This window comes from Bradyrhizobium sp. SZCCHNRI3052 (assembly GCF_032484895.1).
Taxonomy (GTDB): Bacteria; Pseudomonadota; Alphaproteobacteria; order Rhizobiales; family Xanthobacteraceae; genus Bradyrhizobium.
Genome location: NZ_JAUETW010000009.1, coordinates 279,268 through 298,766 on the forward strand (window position 1 = coordinate 279,268; position 19,499 = coordinate 298,766).

The window sequence follows — 19,499 nt, forward strand, 5'->3', positions numbered from 1 at the left end:
CGCGCGCAGCGCGAGCCCGGAATCCATAGCAACGGGCAGATGTGTGGGGCACAGTGGTTGTGGCCGAGCTTTGCATCCCCACGGCCGATCGTGGTTATGGATTCCGGGCTCGCCGCTGCGCGGCGCCCCGGAATGACGGCGGAGGTCGTGGCTACGGCCGGTTCGGATCGAAGCGCTTTTCGAGCCCGTTCCAGCAATCGGCATAGTCCGGCTGCAAGGTGCCGGACTCCGCCGCATGCTTCGTGATGCGCTGGGGAAAGCGCGTCTCGAACATGAAGGCCATGGTGCCCGTGAGCTTGACCGGCTTCAACTCGCCATTGCTGGCGTGTTCGAACGCCTCGCGATCCGGCCCGTGCGGCAGCATGCAGTTGTGCAGGCTCATGCCACCCGGCACGAAGCCCTGCGGCTTGGCGTCGTAGACGCCGTAGATCAGCCCCATGAACTCCGACATGATGTTCATGTGATACCACGGCGGACGGAAGGTGTTGTCGGCCACCATCCAGCGCTCGGGGAAGATCACGAAGTCGATGTTGGCGGTGCCGGCCGTCTCCGACGGCGAGGTCAGCACGGTGAAGATCGACGGATCGGGATGGTCGAAGCCGATGGCGCCGACCGGCGAGAAGGTGCGCAGGTCGTATTTGTAGGGCGCGTAGTTGCCGTGCCAGGCGACGACGTCGATCGGAGAATGTTCGAGCTCGGTCTTGAACAGCGCGCCGCCCCACTTGACGTAGAGCTCGGTCGGGGTGTCCTTGTCCTCGTAGGAGGCGACCGGCGTCAGGAAGTCGCGGGCATTGGCGAGACAGTTGGCGCCGATCGGTCCGCGCTCCGGCAGCGTGAACGCACCGCCATAATTCTCGCAGAGATAGCCGCGCGCCGGCCCCGCCGGGATCTCGACCCGGAACTTGACGCCGCGCGGGATCACGACGATCTCGCCGGGCTCTGCATCGATGCGGCCGAACTCGGTAACGAACTTGAGGCGCCCCTGCTGCAGGACGAACATCAGCTCGCCGTCGGCATTGTAGAAATGCTGGTCGACCATCGACTTGGTGATGACGTAGACATGCGCGGCCATGCCGGCCTGCGTCGCGGCGTCGCCGGCCGTCGTCATGGTCTGCACGCCCTGCAGGAACGTCACATCGCCCGACGGCAACGGTGTCGGATCCCAGCGCAGTTGCTGCACCGTGATCTCCTGCTCGTGGCAGGGCGCGGTGCGCCACAGCCCGGCATCGACCTTGGCGAAGCGGCCGGAATGCTTCACCGACGGACGGATGCGATACAGCCAGGAGCGCTCGTTGGACCCGCGCGGAGCGGTGAACGGCGAACCCGAGAGTTGCTCGGCATAGAGCCCGTAGGCGCAGCGCTGCGGCGAGTTGCGGCCGATCGGCAGTGCGCCGGGCAGCGCCTCGGTCTCGAACGAATTGCCGAAGCCGGACATGTAGCCCGGCGTCACCTGCCCGGTGGCGCGGTTGAGCTGGTCAGGCGATGTGTTGACGTTCATCATCCTTCTCCTTGCAGGCGGGCCCACATCTCGCGGTCGCGCTCGGCGGTCCAGATCACGGGATCGTCGATGCCGCTGGCCTCGTCATAGGCGCGCGACACGTTGAACGGCAGGCAGTGCTCGTAGATGGCGAAGCTCGAGAATTTCGGATCCATCACCTCGCGCGTCGCCGCCATCGACTCCTTCAGGCTGCGCCCCTTGGCGACCGACATCTCGGCCGCGCCATACAGCGACGTGACGAAGTCGCGCGTCATCGCGATCGCCTCACGCACGGTGGCCTCGCCCTTCAGCGCATCGCCGCGGCCCGGCGCGATCGCCTTGGGATTGAAGTCGCGGATCTCGTTCAAGGTCGACGGCCATTCGCGCAAATAGGCATCGCCGCAATAACAGGCCGAGTGATATTCGATGAGATCGCCGGAGAACATCACCTCGGCGTCCGGCACCCAGGCGACGATGTCACCGGAGGTGTGGCCCGCGCCGAGTTGGATCAGTTGCACCTCGCGCTTGCCGAGATGGATCGTCATCTCGCCCTCGAAGGTCAGGGTCGGCCAGGTCAGGCCGGGAATGCTCTCGGCGTCCTGGAACAGGCGCGGGAAACGGCCGTATTCGGAGTCCCAATCCTGCTGGCCGCGCTCGACGATCAGCCGGTGCGTCTCCTGCGAGGCGACGATGCCCTGCGCATGATAGGCCGAGGCGCCGAGCACGCGCACGGCGTGGTAGTGCGACAGCACGACATATTTGATCGGCTTGTCGGTGACGGTCTTGACCCGCTCGATCACCTTGTTGGCCATCGCCGGCGTCGCCTGCGCGTCGAACACGATGCAGCCGTCGTCGCCGACGATCACCGCAGAGTTCGGATCGCCCTCCGCCGTGAAAGCATAGAGATCCGGGCCGATCTCCGAGAAGGTGACCTTCTTCTCGGCGAGATCCGTGGTCGATGCGAAACCCTTCGCCATCACTTCATTCCTTGTGTGTGCAGCAGCCTATTGCTGCTGCTGTTGTTGCTGTTGGCCGGCATCCGCCATGCTGCGTTTCGCCAGCGCGATCGCCTCGCCCAGCACACCGATGTCACCGATGTGATTGGCGAGGATCAGGACCAACGCCGCATCGAGATCGGCGCTTTCGAGGTCCGAGAGGCCGCGATGCGCTTCGACAATGGCGCGGAAGGCATCGTCGGGCTTGGCGAAATTGGAAGCGGTCGAGAGCGTCATCGTTGCGGCTTCCTCAGTTCAGGCCGGAGGCGCGTGCGACCGCCGCCGCGATCGCGGCGCGGCGCGGGTGCCGGAAGCGCGCCGCGACATAGCCATCCGGACGCAGCAGATAGGAGGTGCCGGGTTCGGCCCCGTAACGCTTGCCCGCGAAACCCTCGCCATCGGCAAGTCCATTCGGACCGCCGATGCTGACGACACCGACATCGTCGGGTACATCGATCGCCTCACCATTGGCAAAAGACAGCAGGGTGAAGCGCCGGCCCTGAGCATTGAATGCATCGGTAAGGTGAAGGTGCCGTCCGTCTGCCGTCTCGAGGGGCGCATCCGGCATCGATGTTCCCGGACGAGGGCCACTGTGCCAGGCCTCGTCGTCTTCGGTCGACAACGGCGTCTGGTAGACCGAGGGAACCGACAGCCGGCCGCCATTGACCATGCGCTTGCCGAATTCGGTGTCCCTGGCGAGCGCGAGCACCACCTTGCGCAGCCGCGCTTCCTGGTGCGAATTCGGCGCCATGAAATCCGTCGCCCGCGTGGATTCGCGAATGTTTTCGTCGGCGGCCGCGCTTCGCTCCAGATGGTAGGTTTCGAGCAGCGTCGCGGGCGAGGTTCCGCGCAGCACGCGATCGAGCTTCCAGGCCAGATTCTCGGCATCCTCGAGCCCCGAATTGGCACCGCGCGCGCCGAACGGCGAGACCTGATGGGCGGAATCGCCAGCGAAGACGACGCGACCATGAATGAAGCGCTCCATGCGCCGGCACTGGAATTTGTAGAGCGAGATCCATTCGAATTCGAACTGATCATGGCCGAGCATGCGCGCGATCCGGGGCCGCACATTCTCCGGCTGCTTCTCGACGTTGGGATCGGCATAGCGGCTGAGCTGCAGGTCGATGCGCCAGACATTGTCCGGCTGCCGGTGCAACAGCGCCGAGCGCCCGGCATGGAACGGCGGATCGAACCAGAACCAGCGCTCGGTGGGGAATTCGGCCGTCATCCTGACGTCGGCGATCAGGAACTGATCCTCGAACACCTTGCCGGAAAAACCCGCGCCGACCATCTGGCGCAGCGACGAGCGCGCGCCGTCGCAGGCGATCACATATTGCGCCGACAGCCGATAGGGGCCGTCCGGCGTCTCGATCGTCAGCACGACATGATCGTTGCGCTGTTCGAGCGCGGTGACCTTGTTGCGCCAGCGCAGCGAGATCTCCGGCAGCGCGTTGACGCGATCGACCAGATAGGCCTCGGCATAGAACTGCTGCAGGTTGATGAAGGCCGGCCGCTTGTGCCCGGGCTCCGGCAGCAGGTTGAACTGATAGAGCTCGGACGGACCGTGAAAGATGCGGCCGACGTTCCACACCACGCCCTTGTCGACCATCCGGTCGCCAACGCCGAGGCGATCCCAATATTCCAGCGAGCGCTTGGAGAAGCAGATCGCGCGCGAGCCCTCGCCGATCCGGTCGGCATCATCGAGCACCACGACCGCATGGCCGCGCTGCGCAAGATCGATGGCAAACGACAGCCCGACGGGACCCGCACCCACGACGACGACCGGATGCGCGGCCGGCGTGGCCTGATCCTGGTCTTCGTGCCGATGATAGCCGAACTGAACCTTCGCCTGGCTCGCGCCCTGCCCCGGATTGGCCTGCACCATGGCTTGCTCGCCTTGTGGTTTTCTTGGACTTTCGAAGCGACGACTTTCGAAGCGACCGACATTTCCTCGGGCGAGGCATCTGGCCGTCTTGCCAGATAGTCTCACCTGCAACTATTCTAAAGCCGACGGCTTCGGCCGCGTCAACTCAAAAATCGGAGCGCGATCTTGGCGAAGCCATCTACCGCGACGTCCAGGCGGCAGGCGAAGCCGGTCGAGGATGACCGAAATGCCGCAGTGCCGCAGGACGACGAGCGGCTCGACCTGTTCAAGTTCGCGCCATTCCGGCTCAACCGTCTGGCCGCCGAGGTCAGCGCGGCGCTCGCCGTCGAGTATCGGGAGCGCTACGGGCTCGACATTCCGGAATGGCGCGTGCTGGCGACGCTCGGCTTCCGCCGCGAGGCCTGCAGCGCGCAATATGTCGCAGCGTGCACCCGCACGCACAAATCGACCATCAGCCGGGCCGTGACGTCGTTGCTGGAGCGGCGGCTGATCGAGCGCGTCGAGAACGCCGAGGATCGCCGCGAGTTCCGTCTGCGCCTGACACGTAAGGGCAAGACGCTGTACGAGGAGCTGATCCCGCGTTTGCAGCAGCGCGAGCGCGAAATCATGGCATGCCTGTCCGCCGACGAGCGCAAGACGTTCGACCGCCTGATCGGCAAGATCGAGGCAAGCCTCGATCTGATCCAGACCAGCGAGGAGGCCGATGCGAAGCAGGCCTATTGAGCCGAGCTACGTCGGGTGGGTAAAGCGCCGAAGGCGACCCATGCCCACCATCCTTCGTCAAATGACAGCGATGGGCACGGGCGCGCGCGAGACTGCCGTCGACGACGAGCAAGGCGTCGCGCGCCTTTGCCCGCCCTACTTGTTGATCGCCGACGATCGCCGCCGCTCCTCGACTTCGACCACGTCGGCGCCCTCCCCCCGCCAGCGCAGGATCTCCATCGCCAGCACCGGGTGATTGAAGCCCTTGAGATGCAGGTCATCGATCGGCCTGGCATCGACCGACTGTTCGACGACGCCGAACACCCGGCGCGACACGATCACTTGGCCTGCCTTGGCCTCGTCGCACAGCCGCGAGGCGAGATTGGTGACGCTGCCGATCGCGGCGTATTCGAGCCGGTGCTCGAAGCCGACCTGGCCGAGCGTCGCATATCCCAGTGCGATGCCGACGCCGAATCCCAGGCTGTGACCGCGATTTTTCCAGCGCTCCGTCAATTGGCCGATCTCGTCGCGCATTTCGAGCGCCATCTTCACCGCGCGCATGGTGTGATCCTCGAACGGGATCGGCGCATTGAACAGGATCATCACGCCGTCGCCGGCATAGCGATCGAGCGTGCCCTCATATTTGAAGATCAGCTTGCCGAGCGCGGCGTGATATTCGCGCAGCACGTTCATCGCCTCTTCGGGCTCGGTCGTCTCGGTAAACGCTGTGAAGCCGCGCAGATCGCAGAACACCACCGTGACCTCGCGGCGGTGGCTTTCCAGCAGCGCATCATGGCCGTCCGACGACGCGATGATCTGCGCCACCTGCGGCGCCAGGAAGCGCTCCAGCCGCCTGATCCGCTCGATCTCCGCCAGTTGCTTCTCGACGCGCTCCTCGAGCGACTTGTTCCATTCGCGCAGCTGCTCGGTCTGCTCGGTGAGCTTTTCGGCCTGCTGCTGCACCGTCGCGTGGGTCAGCGCCAGCTCGCGGCCCTTCTGATCGACCTCGGTGAACAGTCGTGCGTTGCGCATCGCCAGCACGGCCTGGTTGGCGAACGTTCGCATCAGTCCGATCAGGTTCGGCGGGAACGTACCGGCCGACCGGCGGAGCACCACGAGCGCGCCGAGCACGCCCTGCTGATCGACCAGCGGCGTGAACAGCACGGCGTGAAAGCCGGCGGCAACCGCGACGTCGCGCAGCGGGTGATCGGGCGCGTTTTCCAGCTCGGCGATCGCGATCGGCTCGCCGCTGCGCACGGAGTCGGAGAGCAGGCTCGTCCGCTCGTCCAGCACATTGTGCGGGCCGTCCCGGTCGACGCCCTTGGCCTCCACCAGCCTGAAGCGGCGTTCGGCGGCCTCATAGGAATAGATCAGCACGGCGTCGGTCTTGGTGATCTCCAGCGCCCGGGCCGCCACCGTCGGCAGCACCGCATTGAGATCGAGCGAGGAGGCCACCGCGCGGCCAACCTCCTCGAGCACCTTCAGCTCATTGATCGACTGGGCCAGGTCGCGCGTGCGTTCCTCGACCTTGGCTTCCAGCACGGCATAGGACTGCGCGAGCTGGCCGGCCATGCTGTTGAACTGATCGGCGAGCTCCTCCAGTTCGTCATGCGTCCTCACCTCGATGCGCTGGGCGAAATCGCCGGCGCCGAGCTTGCGCGCGCCGGCGCGCAACGCGGTGATCGGGACGAGCATGCGTCGCGCCAGCACCGAGCCCGCGAGGATCGCAACCGCAAGGCCGAGCGCGATCAACAGCGCACCGCGCAACAGCTGATCGCGGATCGGCGCCAGCGCGTGAGCCGTGGACTGCTCGAAGAACACGGCCCAGCCGAGCTTGGGCAGCGTCGCGGCCGCCGAGAGCACCGCGTGCCCCTCGCCGTCGGTGCCGGAGGCCAGCGGCTCGCCATCCGGCGTGAGCACCGCCGCGACCTGCGGCAGCTTGGAGAGGTCCTGACCGACCGCCGGTCCCCTCGCCGAGCTCGCCAACACCTGGCCCCGCGGATCGACCACGTAGGCGGTGCCGACCTTGCCGATCTGCGCCTCGGTCATGAAGTCTTCGAGAAAGTCGAGGTCGATGTCGGCCACAGTCACCCCGGCATTGAAGCCGGAATGCGCGACCGAGATCGACATCATCGGCTGCGCGCCCTTGAAGGTCACGGCGGAGAAATTGCTTCCGTGTGTGACGGTGTCGGTGAAGCGCAGATCGCGTGACAAGTCGTTGCCCGAGGCAAACGAGATCGAGGTGCGCGACACGCGGAGCTGTTCCCGGCCCTGGCCGTCGAGCTGATACAGCTGCCGCACAGCCGGCGCCTGACTCAGCAGTTGTACATAGTCGGCGCGGCGGAGCTCCAGCGTATTGGCGCTCGCCCGCGTCACCCAGCTGATCTGTCGCTGCAGATCCGAGAGCGCCTGATCGATCCGCCGGGCGCTGGCGTCGGCCTTTTCGGCCATGGCGGCGGTCAGGCTCGCCTTGGTGGACTGATAGCTGATCCAGGTTTCGGTCGCGCCATTCACGGCCAGGACGAACACGACGAGCCCGACCAGCGACACGACGTATTTGGCGAACAGGCCCTGCCGCAACGACCAGCCTCTGTTCTCGACCTCGTTCATCCGGACCCCTCACGCGCGTCATCACCGAGGTCAGCCTCGGACAAGCGCGTCCGCTGCCGTCCTCGCGGCAGCAACACTTTGGAGGCAGGACCGCTCGGGTGCGAGACGGCCCGTCGCCGGCACCCGTTTAGCACAGAATGGCATGCACAGCGGCGACCATGCCGGCGCCCCGCGCCAACTCGTTATTGCTCGGCTGGCCCTGAATCGCATGCACCGCTCGAGGAGATTCTCCGCAGGCTCGGTCGATCGCGGCTATATATTACCTATTGAAGATGCGCTTCAGAACGTCGTTCATCGGCTGGCTGTCCTGCACACCCTCCTGCAAGGGCTCGGCGGGAGCTGCCTCCGCCGCGCCCCGGCCGTCGTCGCCCGGAGGCCGAGAAACAGCGCCGTCCTGAGGCGCAACCAGCGTACGGCCGCGGCTCTTGGCTGGCGGCTGCGCGGCCTGCAGTCCTTGCTGAATCAGATTGCCGATCGCCGATCCGAGATCGCCGCCGAGCAGGTCGGATTGGCCAGCCGCCGGGGCCTGTGCATTCGGGGCTGCCGTTGACGGCGCGCCGTTCGGACCAGCAGCACCGGTGGGCGCAGAATTTCCGATGAGGCCGCCGATGCCGTTGATCAAATTGTTCAGCCCGACCCCGTCCTTGCCGAACAGGCCCTGGCCCATCTGCTTGAGCCTGGCGTAGGCAGCATCCGGATTGTCGAGGATGCCGGCCATGTCGGGGTAGAAGCGCGGCTGACTCCAGGGGCCGTCGATGACGACGGGAATCCCGAGACCTATCGGCTCCGAGGTGCGGCCCTGCCCCTCGGTCGTCATCACGAGCTTCGGCTCGACCCGCATCGCCAGCGCCCGATTGCCCAGATCGATCGTCCCCGTACCGGTGACTTTGACCAGCGGTCCGACCAGGTTGAGGTCACTGGTGGCGGCCTGCCCGCGCTCGACCTGAAACGAGGCCGAGAGCTGCGTGAGATCGGTCGTCAGTTCCTTCGAATCCTGCCATCCCGACAGCGGATTGGACGTCAGTGAGCGGATCATCTGCGCAACGTTGATGCCGCGGATCGCGCCGTCCTGGAACAGCAGGAACGCCGAGCCGCTCAGGTTGCTCATGAGAGCCTGCTGGCTGGCGCCGCTGGAGCGCAAGGCCAGCTTGCCCTGCATCCGCGCATCGAGCTTGTCGAATCCGGCGACGCTCGAGAGCAGCGGCAGCGCCCGGATGCCGACGAGATCACAGTGCATCGCATAGGCCGGATTGCCCGTGGAGGCGTCGATCACGACCTCGCCACTGGCCTGCCCCTCATAGGCGCCGAGATTGGCGACGGTCGCCTTCAGCAGGCCGCCGGCCAGCGAGGCTTCGAGATCGAGCGGCCCGAGGCGAGTCCCGGAGAGAACGACATCCGTCGCCGACAGCTTCACGCGCGCGTCGACGTAGTTCAGACCCCGCAAGTCGATTGCCGCCGTGCTCCATCCCGACGCGCCGGCAGAGCCCTGCGCGGCAGGCGCTCCCAAGTCGAGCCGGCGAACGTCGAGATCGACCTTCACCAGCGGCTTGCTCGCCAGATCGACCGAGGCCCAGCCGTTGAAATCGCCGTCGCCAAGCGTGCCGCTGAGGCCGTTGATCATCACCACCGGGCCATTCAGCCGAACGTCGGCGCGGCCGGCAAGACTCCCGCGGAATGCAGAAGCCATGTCGATCTTGAAATCGACCGGCAGCGTCTGGCGCTCAATAGGCAGCGCGGGCGCGGCCGCTGTGAGGTCGAAGGTCACCGGACGGTCGCCGGCCCGGGCCGTACCCGTGATCTTGACCTTGCCATCGGACAGAGACGCCGTCGCGCCGATGCCCTCGAGCCGATTCTCGACGCGGTCGCGCGGGTTGGAGAGGACGACGGCGCCGTCCCTGACGGTGACCCGTTCGATCCGGGCCGCAAGCGCCGCTTCCGGCTTCGCCGAGGCACGGCTGCGCGGCGCATTGTCCCGCAGCCGTTCGCGCAGCAACGGCAGATAAAGTGTGGGCTTGTCGATGATGATCTCGCCGATGTCGGGCCGGCCGGACCACAGGCTCGACAGCGCCACGTCGGCCTGCAGCTTGCCGATCGTCAGCCGATTGTTGCCGTCACGCTCCTTCGGATCCTGCAGGGTGATGTCCGTCAGGGTCGCATGCAGCGACGGCCACAGGCTGACGCTCGCCGAGCCGGCGATGCTCAGGCGATAGCCGGTGTCACGCTCGACGCGGTCCTGGATGGCCACCGTGAGGAAGCTCGCCGGAAGTCCAAAAGCCAGCGCCAGAGCCAGCACGACGATGACGGCGCCAATCAAACCGCCTGCGATCTTCAATGCCTTCATGTCGATGTCCCAAGCGCGAGGCGCGAGCGGTCTCCACGGGTTAGCGTGCGGCAATGCCGACCCGGTTCAATCCGAAATTTTCTCGGAACGAAGACCGCTCCCAGCGCGACCAAAATAGTCGGAAGCCCGTGCGTCATTATGTGACTTATGACACACTTCCGCCCGGGGGGGTTCTGTAACTGAGGCTTTGAACCGTTGCCGAAGGTATAGTGATGAGCAAGCAGGCCGAATTTGCGGTCATTCTGAAGATGAACCCGATGTTCGCCGACCTCGGCGCGGACGAGCTGCAGCGAATCTCGAGCCTCTGCCACACCCAGCATCTGTCGTCGGGCGAGGTGCTGTTCCAGAAGGGCGACCCCGGCAATGCCCTGTTTGGGGTGCGGCGCGGCCAGATTCGCATCGAGACCGGTGCCACCGACGGCAGCCGGCTGACGCTCAACTTCATGGGGCCCGGCGATCTGTTCGGCGAGGTCGCCGTGCTCGACGGGCAGGAGCGCACGGCCGACGCCACCGCCGGTGAAGCGACCGAGCTGTTCGTGCTTCGCCGCGAGGATTTCCTCAGCTTCCTGGAACGCGAGCCCAAGGTGGCGATCAGGATCATTCAGCTGCTGTGCCAGCGCATCCGCTGGCAGAGCGAGCGAATGGAGGAATCGGTGCTGCAGCCGCTGCCGGTCCGGCTGGCACGCCGGCTGTGCGCCTTGGCGGAGGATTTCGGCTCCGAGGTTCATATCTCGCAGGAACAGCTTGGCGTCTTCGTCGGCGCGGCGCGTGAAAGCGTGAACCGCCAGTTGCAGGCCTGGCGCAAGGACAAGATCCTGGATCTGCAACGCGGCCGCATCCTTCTGCATGACCTGACCAAGCTGAACACGATCGCACGCAACGACTAATTGGCCGAGCGCGCAGCGTGCTCACCGCAAATTTGTCGATTGCGGGTCCGGTCCATGGCGGGAACCGCCCGCCATGCATCGTTTCGTATCAGCATCGGCCAAACATGATCGCAATTGGGCCACCACGCCTCACAATTTGCGACATGAACTCTTTTTAACAATTCTAACAGGGTTCAATCCGGCAGCGGAGAGTTCCATTTGCTCGCGCGCGGCGGCGCGCGGGGTGGAGCTTTGCGCGCCAGGCAAGCGTGGTTGGAAGTGACGTCATGAGTCTTGCGTTGCCGGCAATCGCCATCGAGGCCAGTGGTTCTGTTGGCCGTTGGCGCAGAGCTCTCGCGGTCTGGATCGACGCCGTGGAGGACGGCTGGGCCGTTCCGGCCTTGATCGTCGGGTTCGTCGCGGTCTGGATGGTGTATTTCTCGATCGCCTATCTCGGGGGCGATCTCCACCAGGACGTGATCGAGACCTGGTCGCTTGGACGCAGCTTCGACTGGGGTTCGACCAAGCATCCGCCGCTGATGGGCTGGGCGGCGTGGGCCTGGACCACCGTGTTTCCGCTGACCAACTGGTCGTTCAACCTGCTGGCGCTGACCAACGCAGCCGTCGGCCTCTTCGCCGTCGACCTCATCACCCGGCGTTTCGCGCGCGGTGACAAGCGGCTGGTCGTGCTGCTGTTGCTCATGCTGCTGCCGGTCTATCAACTGCATGCGCAGCGCTTCAACGCCAACGCCGTGCTGCTGTCGAGCTGGCCGCTGGCGACCTGGTGTTTCCTGCGCTCGTTCGAGACGCGTCACGTCGGCTGGGCCATCGCGGTCGGCCTGACCGGGGCGCTCGCGATGCTCGGCAAGTACTACTCGGTCTTCCTGATCGCGAGCTTTGCGGTCGCAGCGTTGTGCCACGGCGAGCGTCGGGCCTATTTCACCTCGCCCGCGCCGTGGATCGCGGCGCTGTCCGGCCTGGTCGCGCTGGCGCCTCATATCTATTGGCTGGCCACGACCGGCGCCCAGCCGTTCTCGCATGCAATCGAGCATCACGTCGGCAAGACCGCCGTGGCCGCCCTGGTCGAGGGCAGCGGCTTCCTGTTGGCGATGGCCGGCATCGCCGGTATCCCCGGCCTCATATGGCTCGCCATGACGCGGCCTCGCCCCACCCGCGTGCTGAACGATGCGCTCAGCCTCGACTCCGGACTCCGGCTGCTGGCGATGATCAGCATCGGGACCGTGGTGTTCCCCGCACTGGTCTCGATCGTGTTCGGCACCGACATGCCGCCGCTGTGGGGCCTGCAGGGCGTCTTCCTGTTCGTCATCGTGATCGTGTGTGGCGCGAGCTATCACGCCCCCCGCGACATCACGATCAATCTCGCCGCTGCGACGATCGCAATCGCCGCATTCGCGGCCACCGTCGTAGCGCCCCTCCATGCATTGTACCGGAACTACGTTCCGTTGAACGAGGGTCGCAACTTCTACGAGCCGGCCGTGACCGAGCTGGACCGCCTGTGGCAGACGGCATCGAACGGCGCCCTTGTCTCCGTCGGCGGCGATGACGGCCTCGCCTTTGCCGCAGCGTTCTACAGTCCCGACCATCCGCACTATGAAATGGCGCTGGTGCACCCGCATGAGCTGCAACCTCCGTCCGAAGCGCTGACTGCGCAGGGCTGGGCGGCGCTGTGCTACGACACCGACATCTCCTGCATCTCCGGCATGCAAGCCGCGGCGGCGCAGGCGCGGCGTTCGGTGCGGGCCGATTTCACGCTCCGGACCAAGCTGTTCGGCCTGGAAGGCGCCAGCCAGGGCTTCGTTGCCCTGATCGTGCCGCCTGAGACCGCCGCGCCAGTCGACGGCGCCCCGAGCGGGGGTCTCGATCTCAGCGCACGCCGCCGCATGCCCTCGACCGCGAACTGAAACAGCTCGTTCCGGCACGTCATCTCATTCCGCAGCCGGCGACATCGCCGACGGCGGCGGCTTTGGCTGATGCGCCGCCTCCGGCCCATGGCCGGACTGGGCCTCGTCGGCGGCATCGCCGGAAGAGACGATCAGCTTGCGGCCAAGGCGGGCGAACAACGCGCCGACATCGTCCATCACCAGGAACATCGCCGGCACGAACAACAGCGACAGCACGGTCGAGAACACCAGCCCGCCGATCACCGCGAGCGCCATCGGCGAGCGGAATTCGCCGCCGGCACCGACCGCGAGCGCGCTCGGCATCATGCCGGCGACCATCGCGATCGTGGTCATCACGATCGGACGGGCCCGCTTCATGCCGGCATCGATGATCGCCTCGTCACGCCTGACGCCGGCATGGATCGCCTCGACCGCGAACTCGACCAGCATGATCGCGTTCTTGGTGACGATGCCCATGAGCATCATCATGCCGATATAGACGGGGATGGTGAGCTGCTTGCCCGTCAGCATCAGCGCGGCGATCGCACCGCCGATCGACAACGGCAGCGAGAACAGGATCGTGATCGGCTGCAGGAAGGTGCCGAACAGCAGCACCAGCACGGCGTAGACGATCATCAGGCCCGCCGTGATCGCCGTGATGAAGCCCGACGCCAGCTCGTTCAGGCTCTCGGCATCATCGGACGGGATCAGCTTGACGCTGGCCGGCATGCTCTTTCTGACCGGCAGCTCGTCGATCTGCTTGGTTGCGTCGCCGAGCGCCGCAAGTCCGACGAGGTCGGCGGCGACGGTGGCCTGCCGCCCGCGATCGTAGCGGCTGATGCTGGTCGGGCCCTGGTCGAGCTTGATGTCGGCGACGACGGCCAGCGGCACGCCGCCCTTTTCGCCGTACTGGCCGAGCGGCACCCGCAACTGTTCGAGGATCTTCACGTCGCTGCGCGCCGCGTCCTCGAGTTGCACCCGGATCGGGACCAGCCGGCCGCCGGCGTCATACTTCGCCAGCGCAGGTCCAACATCTCCGATCGTGGCGACGCGGATCGTCTGCGACAGGCTTTCGGTCGACACGCCCAGACGTGCCGCCAGATCCGCGCGCGGCTGCACCCGCAACTCCGGCCGGTCGAGCGAAGTGTCCGACACCACGTTGGAGATGATCGGAATCCGCTTCATCTGCGAGGCGAGCTCGCTCGCAACGTTGTCGACCAGCTTGGGATCCGAGCCCGTCAGCACCAGCTTGATCGGGCGCAGACCATTTTCGTCTGTGAACCAGAAACGGATGTCCGGAATGGTTTCGAGATCCTTGGTGATCTCGAGCTCGAGCTCTTTCTGGGTGATCTTGCGCTCGGTCTTCGGCGTGTAGTTGACGATCATTCCGGCGCGACGAACCTCCATCGCGCCCTGAAGCCGGCCGCCGTCGACGAACACGCTGCGGACCTCGGGCCGCTTGCGCAGGCGCGCGACGATGTCCTCGGTGACCTTCTCGGTGTAGGCGAGCTGCGCGCCTGGCGGCAGCTCGATCGCGAGCAGCGATCGCGCCGCGTCCTGCGCCGGCAAGAACCCTTGCGACAGCAGCGTCGTGCTCCAGATCGAGGCAGCGAAGATCCCGATGCCGAGCAGCACCGTGACGAAGTAGTGCTTTACCGACCAGGTCACGATGCGCTGATAGGCACGCAGGATGAACCCCGGCGGCGGATCGTCGTGCTTGTGGTCCTTGAGGAAGTAGGCCGCCAGCATCGGCGTGACGAAGCGCGCCGCCAGCAGCGAGAAGAACACCTGCACCGAGACGGTGATGCCGAACTGCTTGAAGAACTGTCCGGCGATGCCGGACATGAAGCTCGCCGGCGCAAAGATCGCGATGATGGTGAGGCTGATCGCGATGACCGCGAGCCCGATCTCGTCGGCGGCATCGAGCGCCGCGCGATAGGGCGACTTCCCCATCCGCATGTGGCGCACGATGTTCTCGATCTCGACGATGGCGTCGTCGACGAGAATACCGGTCGACAACGTGATCGCCAGGAACGACACCATGTTCAGCGAGAAGCCGAGAATATCCATCGCCCAGAAGGCCGGAAAGATCGACAGCGGCAGCGAGATCGCCGCGATCACCGTGGCCCTGAAGTCGCGCAGGAACAAGAGCACGATGATGACGGCCAGGATCGCGCCCTCGAACAGGGTCGAGATCGCCGCTTCGTAATTGCCCTTGGTGAAATCGACCGACGTATCGATCAGCTTCAGCTCGACGTCGGGATGGGCGGCCCTGACCTGGTCGATGCGCTTCTGGACCGCGGCGGCGACGACCACGTCGCTGGCGCCCTTGGCGCGCTTGATGCCGAGCGCGACCACCGGCTCGCCGTTGAAGCGCGCAAAGGTTCGCCGATCGGCAATCGTGTCGGTGACCGTCCCGAGATCGGCGAGCCGGACCTCGCCGCCGCCGAACAAGGGAATCATCGTGTTGGACAGCTCGTTCAGCGTCTTGGCGCCGGCAAGCGTGCGGATCGCCTGGTCGTTCTTGCCGATCTCGGCGCGGCCGCCGGCGACGTCCACATTGGTGCCGCGCAGACTCTGGCTGACATTGACGGCGGTGAGACCCATGGCCTGCAGCCGGTCGGGATCGAGCGAGACCAGAATCTCGCGCTCGACGCCGCCGATGCGCTCGACCTGGCTGACGCCGCGCACGCCCTGCAGCTCGCGCTTGACGACGTCGTCGACGAAGAACGACAGCTGCTCCGGGGTCTTGCCCGGTGAGATCGCCGCATAGGTGACGATCGGCAGGCCGATCTTGTCGACGCGCGAGATCAGCGGCTCGGTGACGTTCTGCGGCAGGTCGGAACGAACCCGGGTGACGGCGTCCTTGACGTCGTTGATGGCGCGATCGGTGTTGGTCTCGAGCGCGAACGTAATCGTCGTCACCGACAGGCCGTCGGTGATCAGCGACTGGATGTGGCGCGCGCCCTCGACGCCGGAGACGCCGTCCTCGATGATCTTGGTGACCTGGGATTCAAGCTCCGACGGCGCCGCGCCGAACTGCGCCACCGCGACCGAGATCACCGGAATGTCGGCGTTCGGCAGCCGGGTGACCGCGAGCTTGGTGAAGCTCATCCAGCCCAGGATCAGCAGGATGATGGAGAAGAGGATCGACGGCAGCGGGTTCCTGATCGACCATGCCGAAATGTTCAGTGCCATCAGCGTACCCGCGTGCGATCGATGTCTTCGGCAAACATGGTCTTGATCTGGTCGCCATCGTGCAGCGAGCTGCCGGCGTCGGCCACCACGATTTCTCCCTCTGTCAGCCCGTCGAGGATCTCGCTCGCCGTATCCGACACCAGGCCGACCCGCACCCGGCGGGTCTCGATCGTGTTGCCCTTCACGACCTGGATGGTGAGATGATCGATCGCCGTATTGGGCACGGCGACGCCGCAGCTCCGCCGGGCATCGATATTGGCGCGCGCGAACATGCCGGGCTTGAGCGACGGATTGCTGGTCAGCGCGATGCGCACATGGCCCAGCTGCGTGGTCCGGTCGACCTGCGGCGCCACCACGCGCAGGCGGCCGACAATGTCGGGTAGGTTGTCGCGAGTGATGCGCACCGGCGCGCCCGTGCCGAGCTTCAGGAGATGAACGCTCGGAACTTCGGCGTCGAGCTCCAGCTCGTTGTTCACGGCGATGCGGAACATCGGACCGGCCTGCGGCGAGGCCGGCGCACCGGCGATCGTGCGGACCTCGGTGACGAGTCCTGCGGCCGGCGCACGCAGCGACACGGGCCGGTTCGCGGCCGCCGCCGGCGCTCCCGGCTGCGGCGGTGACGGCGTCAGGCGCGCCAGCTCCTGGTTCTCGGTAACGGTGTCGCCCTCCTTGACCAGAACGTCGATGACCCGCGAGCCTTCCTGATCGGCGCCGACCACCGCCTCGCGGCGGGCCAGGACGAAGCCGGTGACGCGCACGAGATCTGAGAAGCAGGCCTTCACCGCCTTGGTCACCAGCACCTGGGCCTGCATCGGCGGCTCCTCGGCGGTGTGATGGGGACGATGCTCATACCAGTAATAGCCGGCGAACAGGGCCACGAAGACGACCGCACTGGCCGCGGACTTGAGGGATTTTGGCAGCTTCATCGGCAGGGGGATCCGGTCGGCGCGAGATGCGGGTTATGGATGCTGCGAATTTGGCACGGCGCGCTCCGACAAGGCGATGCGCCCCGCAATCCTGCGGGACGCATCCGGCCACCTCGATCTCCGGCCACGCGACCTCCGACGGCGCTCGATGGACGCGGCGCTACTTGGCCGCCGCCGTCTTGCTCTGCATGTTGACGACCTGAACGCGGCGATTCACCTCGGCCAGCGGCTGGCTCGGATCCTTCAGCTTGCTCTTGCCATAGCCCACCGTCACCAGGTCGGCGCCGGCGATGCCGAACTTCTCGACCAGATAGCGCTTGATCGAATCGGCGCGGCGCTCGGAGAGATCCTGATTGTAGGCCTCGCCACCGGCGGCATCGGTATGACCGGCGACGACGAAGGTCGACCCTTTCAGCTCGGCGTTGGTCAGCGCCCGGCCGAGCGCCTGCACCGACGGCAGCGACTTCTGGCTGATGTTGGCGGAGTTGTAGTCGAAGGTGATCTCGAGGTCGATGTTCGGCTTGGTCTTGGCGACCGCCGCGATCTCCTCGCGCTCGGCAGTGGACAGCGACCGCGTCGAACGGCCGCGAATGCTCTGCAGGAACTTGTCCTGCTCCGGCGCGACCGCGGGTGTGGCCTCCGACGGCGGCGACATCGACAGTCCCCGGGTCAGCGGCCTCTTCGGCCCGGCCAGGGCGCGGACGATCTGATCCTCACTGACATCATCGGCGGCGAAGGCCGGCATCGCGCTCAGCGACGCGGCCGCGCTCAGGACCGTCGCGGCCAGGAGAGCCGTCAGGCCGGCGGTCATCGTCGAATTCGTTTTCGGTGCGGTCATTGCCAATCCCTCCTCACGCGAACTGATCGTCCCGGTCTCCGCCGCGCCCGGCGCGACACCCGGCTGTTCGCTGTTATGTCGGTCCGGCCTGCCGCATGGTTCGAGCCGGCCGGCCGACGCGCGCAACAAATCAGCGCACGCCGTAGGCTTCGAACTCGCGGACGATGTTGGGGTCCATCGCCTTGGCGTTGGCGATGTCGAGCGCGCCCTCCTGCGCGGCGCCGTTACGCTGTTTGGCGAGACCGCGGCCGTACAATGACGACGTCAGCCGCGGGTTGATCTTCAGCGCCGCATCGAAATCGGCGATGGCGTTCTTGACCGCGCCGCTCTTGAGGTTGACCAGCCCGCGGCTGTCGAGCGCGTCCACGAAATTCGGCCGCAGCCGCAGCGCCTCGTTGCAGTCGCGCAGCGCAGGTTGCAGCTCGCCGACGACGGTGCGCGCCCAGCAGCGGTTGTTGAGCGCCTCGACGTCCTTCGGATTGATCCGGATGGTGTCGTCGAAATCGCGGATCGCCTGCGCGTAGGCGCCCTTGCTCGCATACACCTGGCCGCGCCGGTACAGCGCGCCAGCATCCTCCGGATTGGCCGCGATCTTGGCGCTCAGGCTCTTGATCGTCGGATCGTCGGCGAACGGATCCTGCGCGGGCGCTGCTGGGGCCGCGGGCGCAGCGGGCGCGACGTTCGCGATCACGGGAGATGGCGCGGGCGCCGGCGGCGCCGGAGCAACCGGCGCGGGCGACGGGGTGTCCACCTTCTGCACCGGCGTCGGCTGCGGCGCGGGCGGAGCCGGCGGCAGCGGCGACGGCACCGGCGGCGCCACCACGACCTGCGTCGGGGTTGGCGCAGGTACAGGTACAGGTGCAGGCGCCGGCGCGGCATTGCTCTCGGCCGGCGGCGGCCTGACGCCGCCATTGCCCGGCACGAAGGAGAAGTCCTCCGCCAACGACGACGAGATCCACGGCACCTGCTCGCTGCGCGAGGCGCGGGTGACGCCGACGCGGGTGCGGTTCAGCGTCTCCTCGGCGGTGAGGTCGGGAACGCGGATCTCCTTCAGGAGCTCCTGCACGAACAGGCTGCGATCGCGCCCGCCATCCGTCACGACAGCGGACAGCGCCGCCGAGTACATCACCAAAGTACCGCTCGGTGCGATGACCGGCGCGAGGCCGGCCGAGGCGGTGCGGAACCTGCGCTCATAGGGATTGCGCCGGGAAGCATCGAGCAGCGCGATCTTCACGCCGGCGCCGCGGCTGTTGATCTCCTGCAGCACCTGCTCGAGGCCGATGCCGTCGCGCCGCACGTCGGCCTCCTGCCAGATCTGCGCATCGACCGGGATCATGTAGCTCTGTCGGCTCGACTGGATGCCGTAGCCGGAGAAGAACAGCAGCGCCACCGAGCCCGGCTTGATCTTGCCATAGAGCCGATCGAGGCCGCGGCGCATCGCGTCGCCGCCGGCATTTTCCAGCGTCTCGACGCTGAAACCGTCGCGCTTCAACTCGTCGGTGAGATCGCGGGCATCGTTGACCGGTTCCTTGAGCGGCGCCTCGGCATCCGGATATTTCGCATTGCCGATCACCAGGGCGAAGCGGTCGCCGGCCGCGTGCGCGGGCCCGGAGACAACGGCCGAAAACGCGACGGAGAACATCAGGCCGAGCGGCAACAGCAGGCGGAAAGTCATCACGATGGCGGTCCAGCGGTCAGCAATCAGGCGCCGTCCAGCTTGCGCCGCGGCGACCATATCCCACGCGTCAGGCATTATCAAA

Annotated in this window: 13 protein-coding genes; 3 read left to right on the top strand and 10 right to left on the bottom strand. The window is 66.3% G+C overall.

Going from position 1 to position 19,499, the window contains the following annotated elements:
- Positions 1-151: 151 nt before the first annotated feature.
- The 4 genes from hmgA to QW887_RS24275 are packed head-to-tail and all read right to left on the bottom strand — an operon-like array spanning position 152 to position 4,357.
- On the bottom strand, positions 152-1,498 hold the full coding sequence (gene hmgA, locus QW887_RS24260; protein WP_316195136.1) for a homogentisate 1,2-dioxygenase: 1,347 nt from the start codon (positions 1,496-1,498) through the stop codon (positions 152-154).
- Entirely contained in the window at positions 1,498-2,454 is a 957-nt protein-coding gene (locus QW887_RS24265) for an MBL fold metallo-hydrolase (RefSeq protein ID WP_315750766.1), read from the bottom strand. Before QW887_RS24265 ends, hmgA begins: the two co-directional genes overlap by 1 nt.
- Positions 2,455-2,481: 27 nt before the next feature.
- Positions 2,482-2,709, bottom strand: a complete 228-nt coding sequence (locus QW887_RS24270; RefSeq protein ID WP_315750764.1) for a DUF2783 domain-containing protein — start codon at positions 2,707-2,709, stop codon at positions 2,482-2,484.
- 13 nt (positions 2,710-2,722) lie between these two features.
- Positions 2,723-4,357 carry an FAD-dependent oxidoreductase gene (locus tag QW887_RS24275; RefSeq protein WP_316195138.1) on the bottom strand — a complete coding sequence of 545 codons (1,635 nt, stop codon included), beginning with the start codon at positions 4,355-4,357 and terminating at the stop codon, positions 2,723-2,725.
- A 165-nt stretch (positions 4,358-4,522) separates the two neighbouring features.
- Between QW887_RS24275 and QW887_RS24280 the strand changes: the two genes are divergently transcribed.
- Entirely contained in the window at positions 4,523-5,080 is a 558-nt protein-coding gene (locus QW887_RS24280) for a MarR family transcriptional regulator (protein WP_316195140.1), read from the top strand.
- A gap of 135 nt (positions 5,081-5,215) precedes the next feature.
- Here the strand turns inward: QW887_RS24280 and QW887_RS24285 are convergent, their stop codons facing one another.
- Together QW887_RS24285 and QW887_RS24290 are read right to left on the bottom strand one after the other, a co-directional pair.
- Positions 5,216-7,669, bottom strand: a complete 2,454-nt coding sequence (locus tag QW887_RS24285; RefSeq protein WP_316195142.1) for an adenylate/guanylate cyclase domain-containing protein — start codon at positions 7,667-7,669, stop codon at positions 5,216-5,218.
- A gap of 259 nt (positions 7,670-7,928) precedes the next feature.
- Positions 7,929-10,010, bottom strand: coding sequence for an AsmA family protein (locus tag QW887_RS24290; RefSeq protein WP_316165710.1), 2,082 nt, complete (start codon positions 10,008-10,010; stop codon positions 7,929-7,931).
- A 212-nt stretch (positions 10,011-10,222) separates the two neighbouring features.
- Between QW887_RS24290 and QW887_RS24295 the strand changes: the two genes are divergently transcribed.
- Both QW887_RS24295 and QW887_RS24300 read left to right on the top strand, forming a co-directional pair.
- Positions 10,223-10,897, top strand: coding sequence for a Crp/Fnr family transcriptional regulator (locus tag QW887_RS24295; protein WP_315717001.1), 675 nt, complete (start codon positions 10,223-10,225; stop codon positions 10,895-10,897).
- Positions 10,898-11,163: 266 nt separating this feature from the next.
- Positions 11,164-12,798 carry a glycosyltransferase family 39 protein gene (locus QW887_RS24300; RefSeq protein ID WP_316195144.1) on the top strand — a complete coding sequence of 545 codons (1,635 nt, stop codon included), beginning with the start codon at positions 11,164-11,166 and terminating at the stop codon, positions 12,796-12,798.
- Positions 12,799-12,822: 24 nt separating this feature from the next.
- Here the strand turns inward: QW887_RS24300 and QW887_RS24305 are convergent, their stop codons facing one another.
- The 4 genes from QW887_RS24305 to QW887_RS24320 form a co-directional block, all read right to left on the bottom strand.
- Complete coding sequence (locus QW887_RS24305; protein WP_316195145.1) at positions 12,823-15,975, bottom strand: efflux RND transporter permease subunit; 3,153 nt, start codon at positions 15,973-15,975, stop codon at positions 12,823-12,825.
- On the bottom strand, positions 15,975-16,901 hold the full coding sequence (locus tag QW887_RS24310; RefSeq protein ID WP_316195146.1) for an efflux RND transporter periplasmic adaptor subunit: 927 nt from the start codon (positions 16,899-16,901) through the stop codon (positions 15,975-15,977). The genes QW887_RS24305 and QW887_RS24310 overlap by 1 nt, the downstream gene beginning before the upstream one ends.
- A 160-nt stretch (positions 16,902-17,061) precedes the next feature.
- A complete protein-coding gene (locus QW887_RS24315; RefSeq protein WP_315750748.1) occupies positions 17,062-17,739 on the bottom strand; it encodes an OmpA family protein in 678 nt (225 codons plus the stop codon).
- Positions 17,740-17,869: 130 nt separating this feature from the next.
- Positions 17,870-19,414, bottom strand: coding sequence for a caspase family protein (locus tag QW887_RS24320; RefSeq protein WP_316195170.1), 1,545 nt, complete (start codon positions 19,412-19,414; stop codon positions 17,870-17,872).
- Positions 19,415-19,499 lie beyond the last annotated feature (85 nt).

Coding starts and splice junctions, on each gene's coding strand:
- QW887_RS24285 (WP_316195142.1), bottom strand. CDS start 7,669: ATGAACGAGGTCGAGAACAGAGGCTGGTCGTTGCGGCAGGGCCTGTTC.
- QW887_RS24310 (WP_316195146.1), bottom strand. CDS start 16,901: ATGAAGCTGCCAAAATCCCTCAAGTCCGCGGCCAGTGCGGTCGTCTTC.
- QW887_RS24295 (WP_315717001.1), top strand. CDS start 10,223: ATGAGCAAGCAGGCCGAATTTGCGGTCATTCTGAAGATGAACCCGATG.
- QW887_RS24265 (WP_315750766.1), bottom strand. CDS start 2,454: ATGGCGAAGGGTTTCGCATCGACCACGGATCTCGCCGAGAAGAAGGTC.
- hmgA (WP_316195136.1), bottom strand. CDS start 1,498: ATGAACGTCAACACATCGCCTGACCAGCTCAACCGCGCCACCGGGCAG.
- QW887_RS24315 (WP_315750748.1), bottom strand. CDS start 17,739: ATGACCGCACCGAAAACGAATTCGACGATGACCGCCGGCCTGACGGCT.
- QW887_RS24270 (WP_315750764.1), bottom strand. CDS start 2,709: ATGACGCTCTCGACCGCTTCCAATTTCGCCAAGCCCGACGATGCCTTC.
- QW887_RS24300 (WP_316195144.1), top strand. CDS start 11,164: ATGAGTCTTGCGTTGCCGGCAATCGCCATCGAGGCCAGTGGTTCTGTT.
- QW887_RS24320 (WP_316195170.1), bottom strand. CDS start 19,414: ATGACTTTCCGCCTGCTGTTGCCGCTCGGCCTGATGTTCTCCGTCGCG.
- QW887_RS24290 (WP_316165710.1), bottom strand. CDS start 10,010: ATGAAGGCATTGAAGATCGCAGGCGGTTTGATTGGCGCCGTCATCGTC.
- QW887_RS24305 (WP_316195145.1), bottom strand. CDS start 15,975: ATGGCACTGAACATTTCGGCATGGTCGATCAGGAACCCGCTGCCGTCG.
- QW887_RS24275 (WP_316195138.1), bottom strand. CDS start 4,357: ATGGTGCAGGCCAATCCGGGGCAGGGCGCGAGCCAGGCGAAGGTTCAG.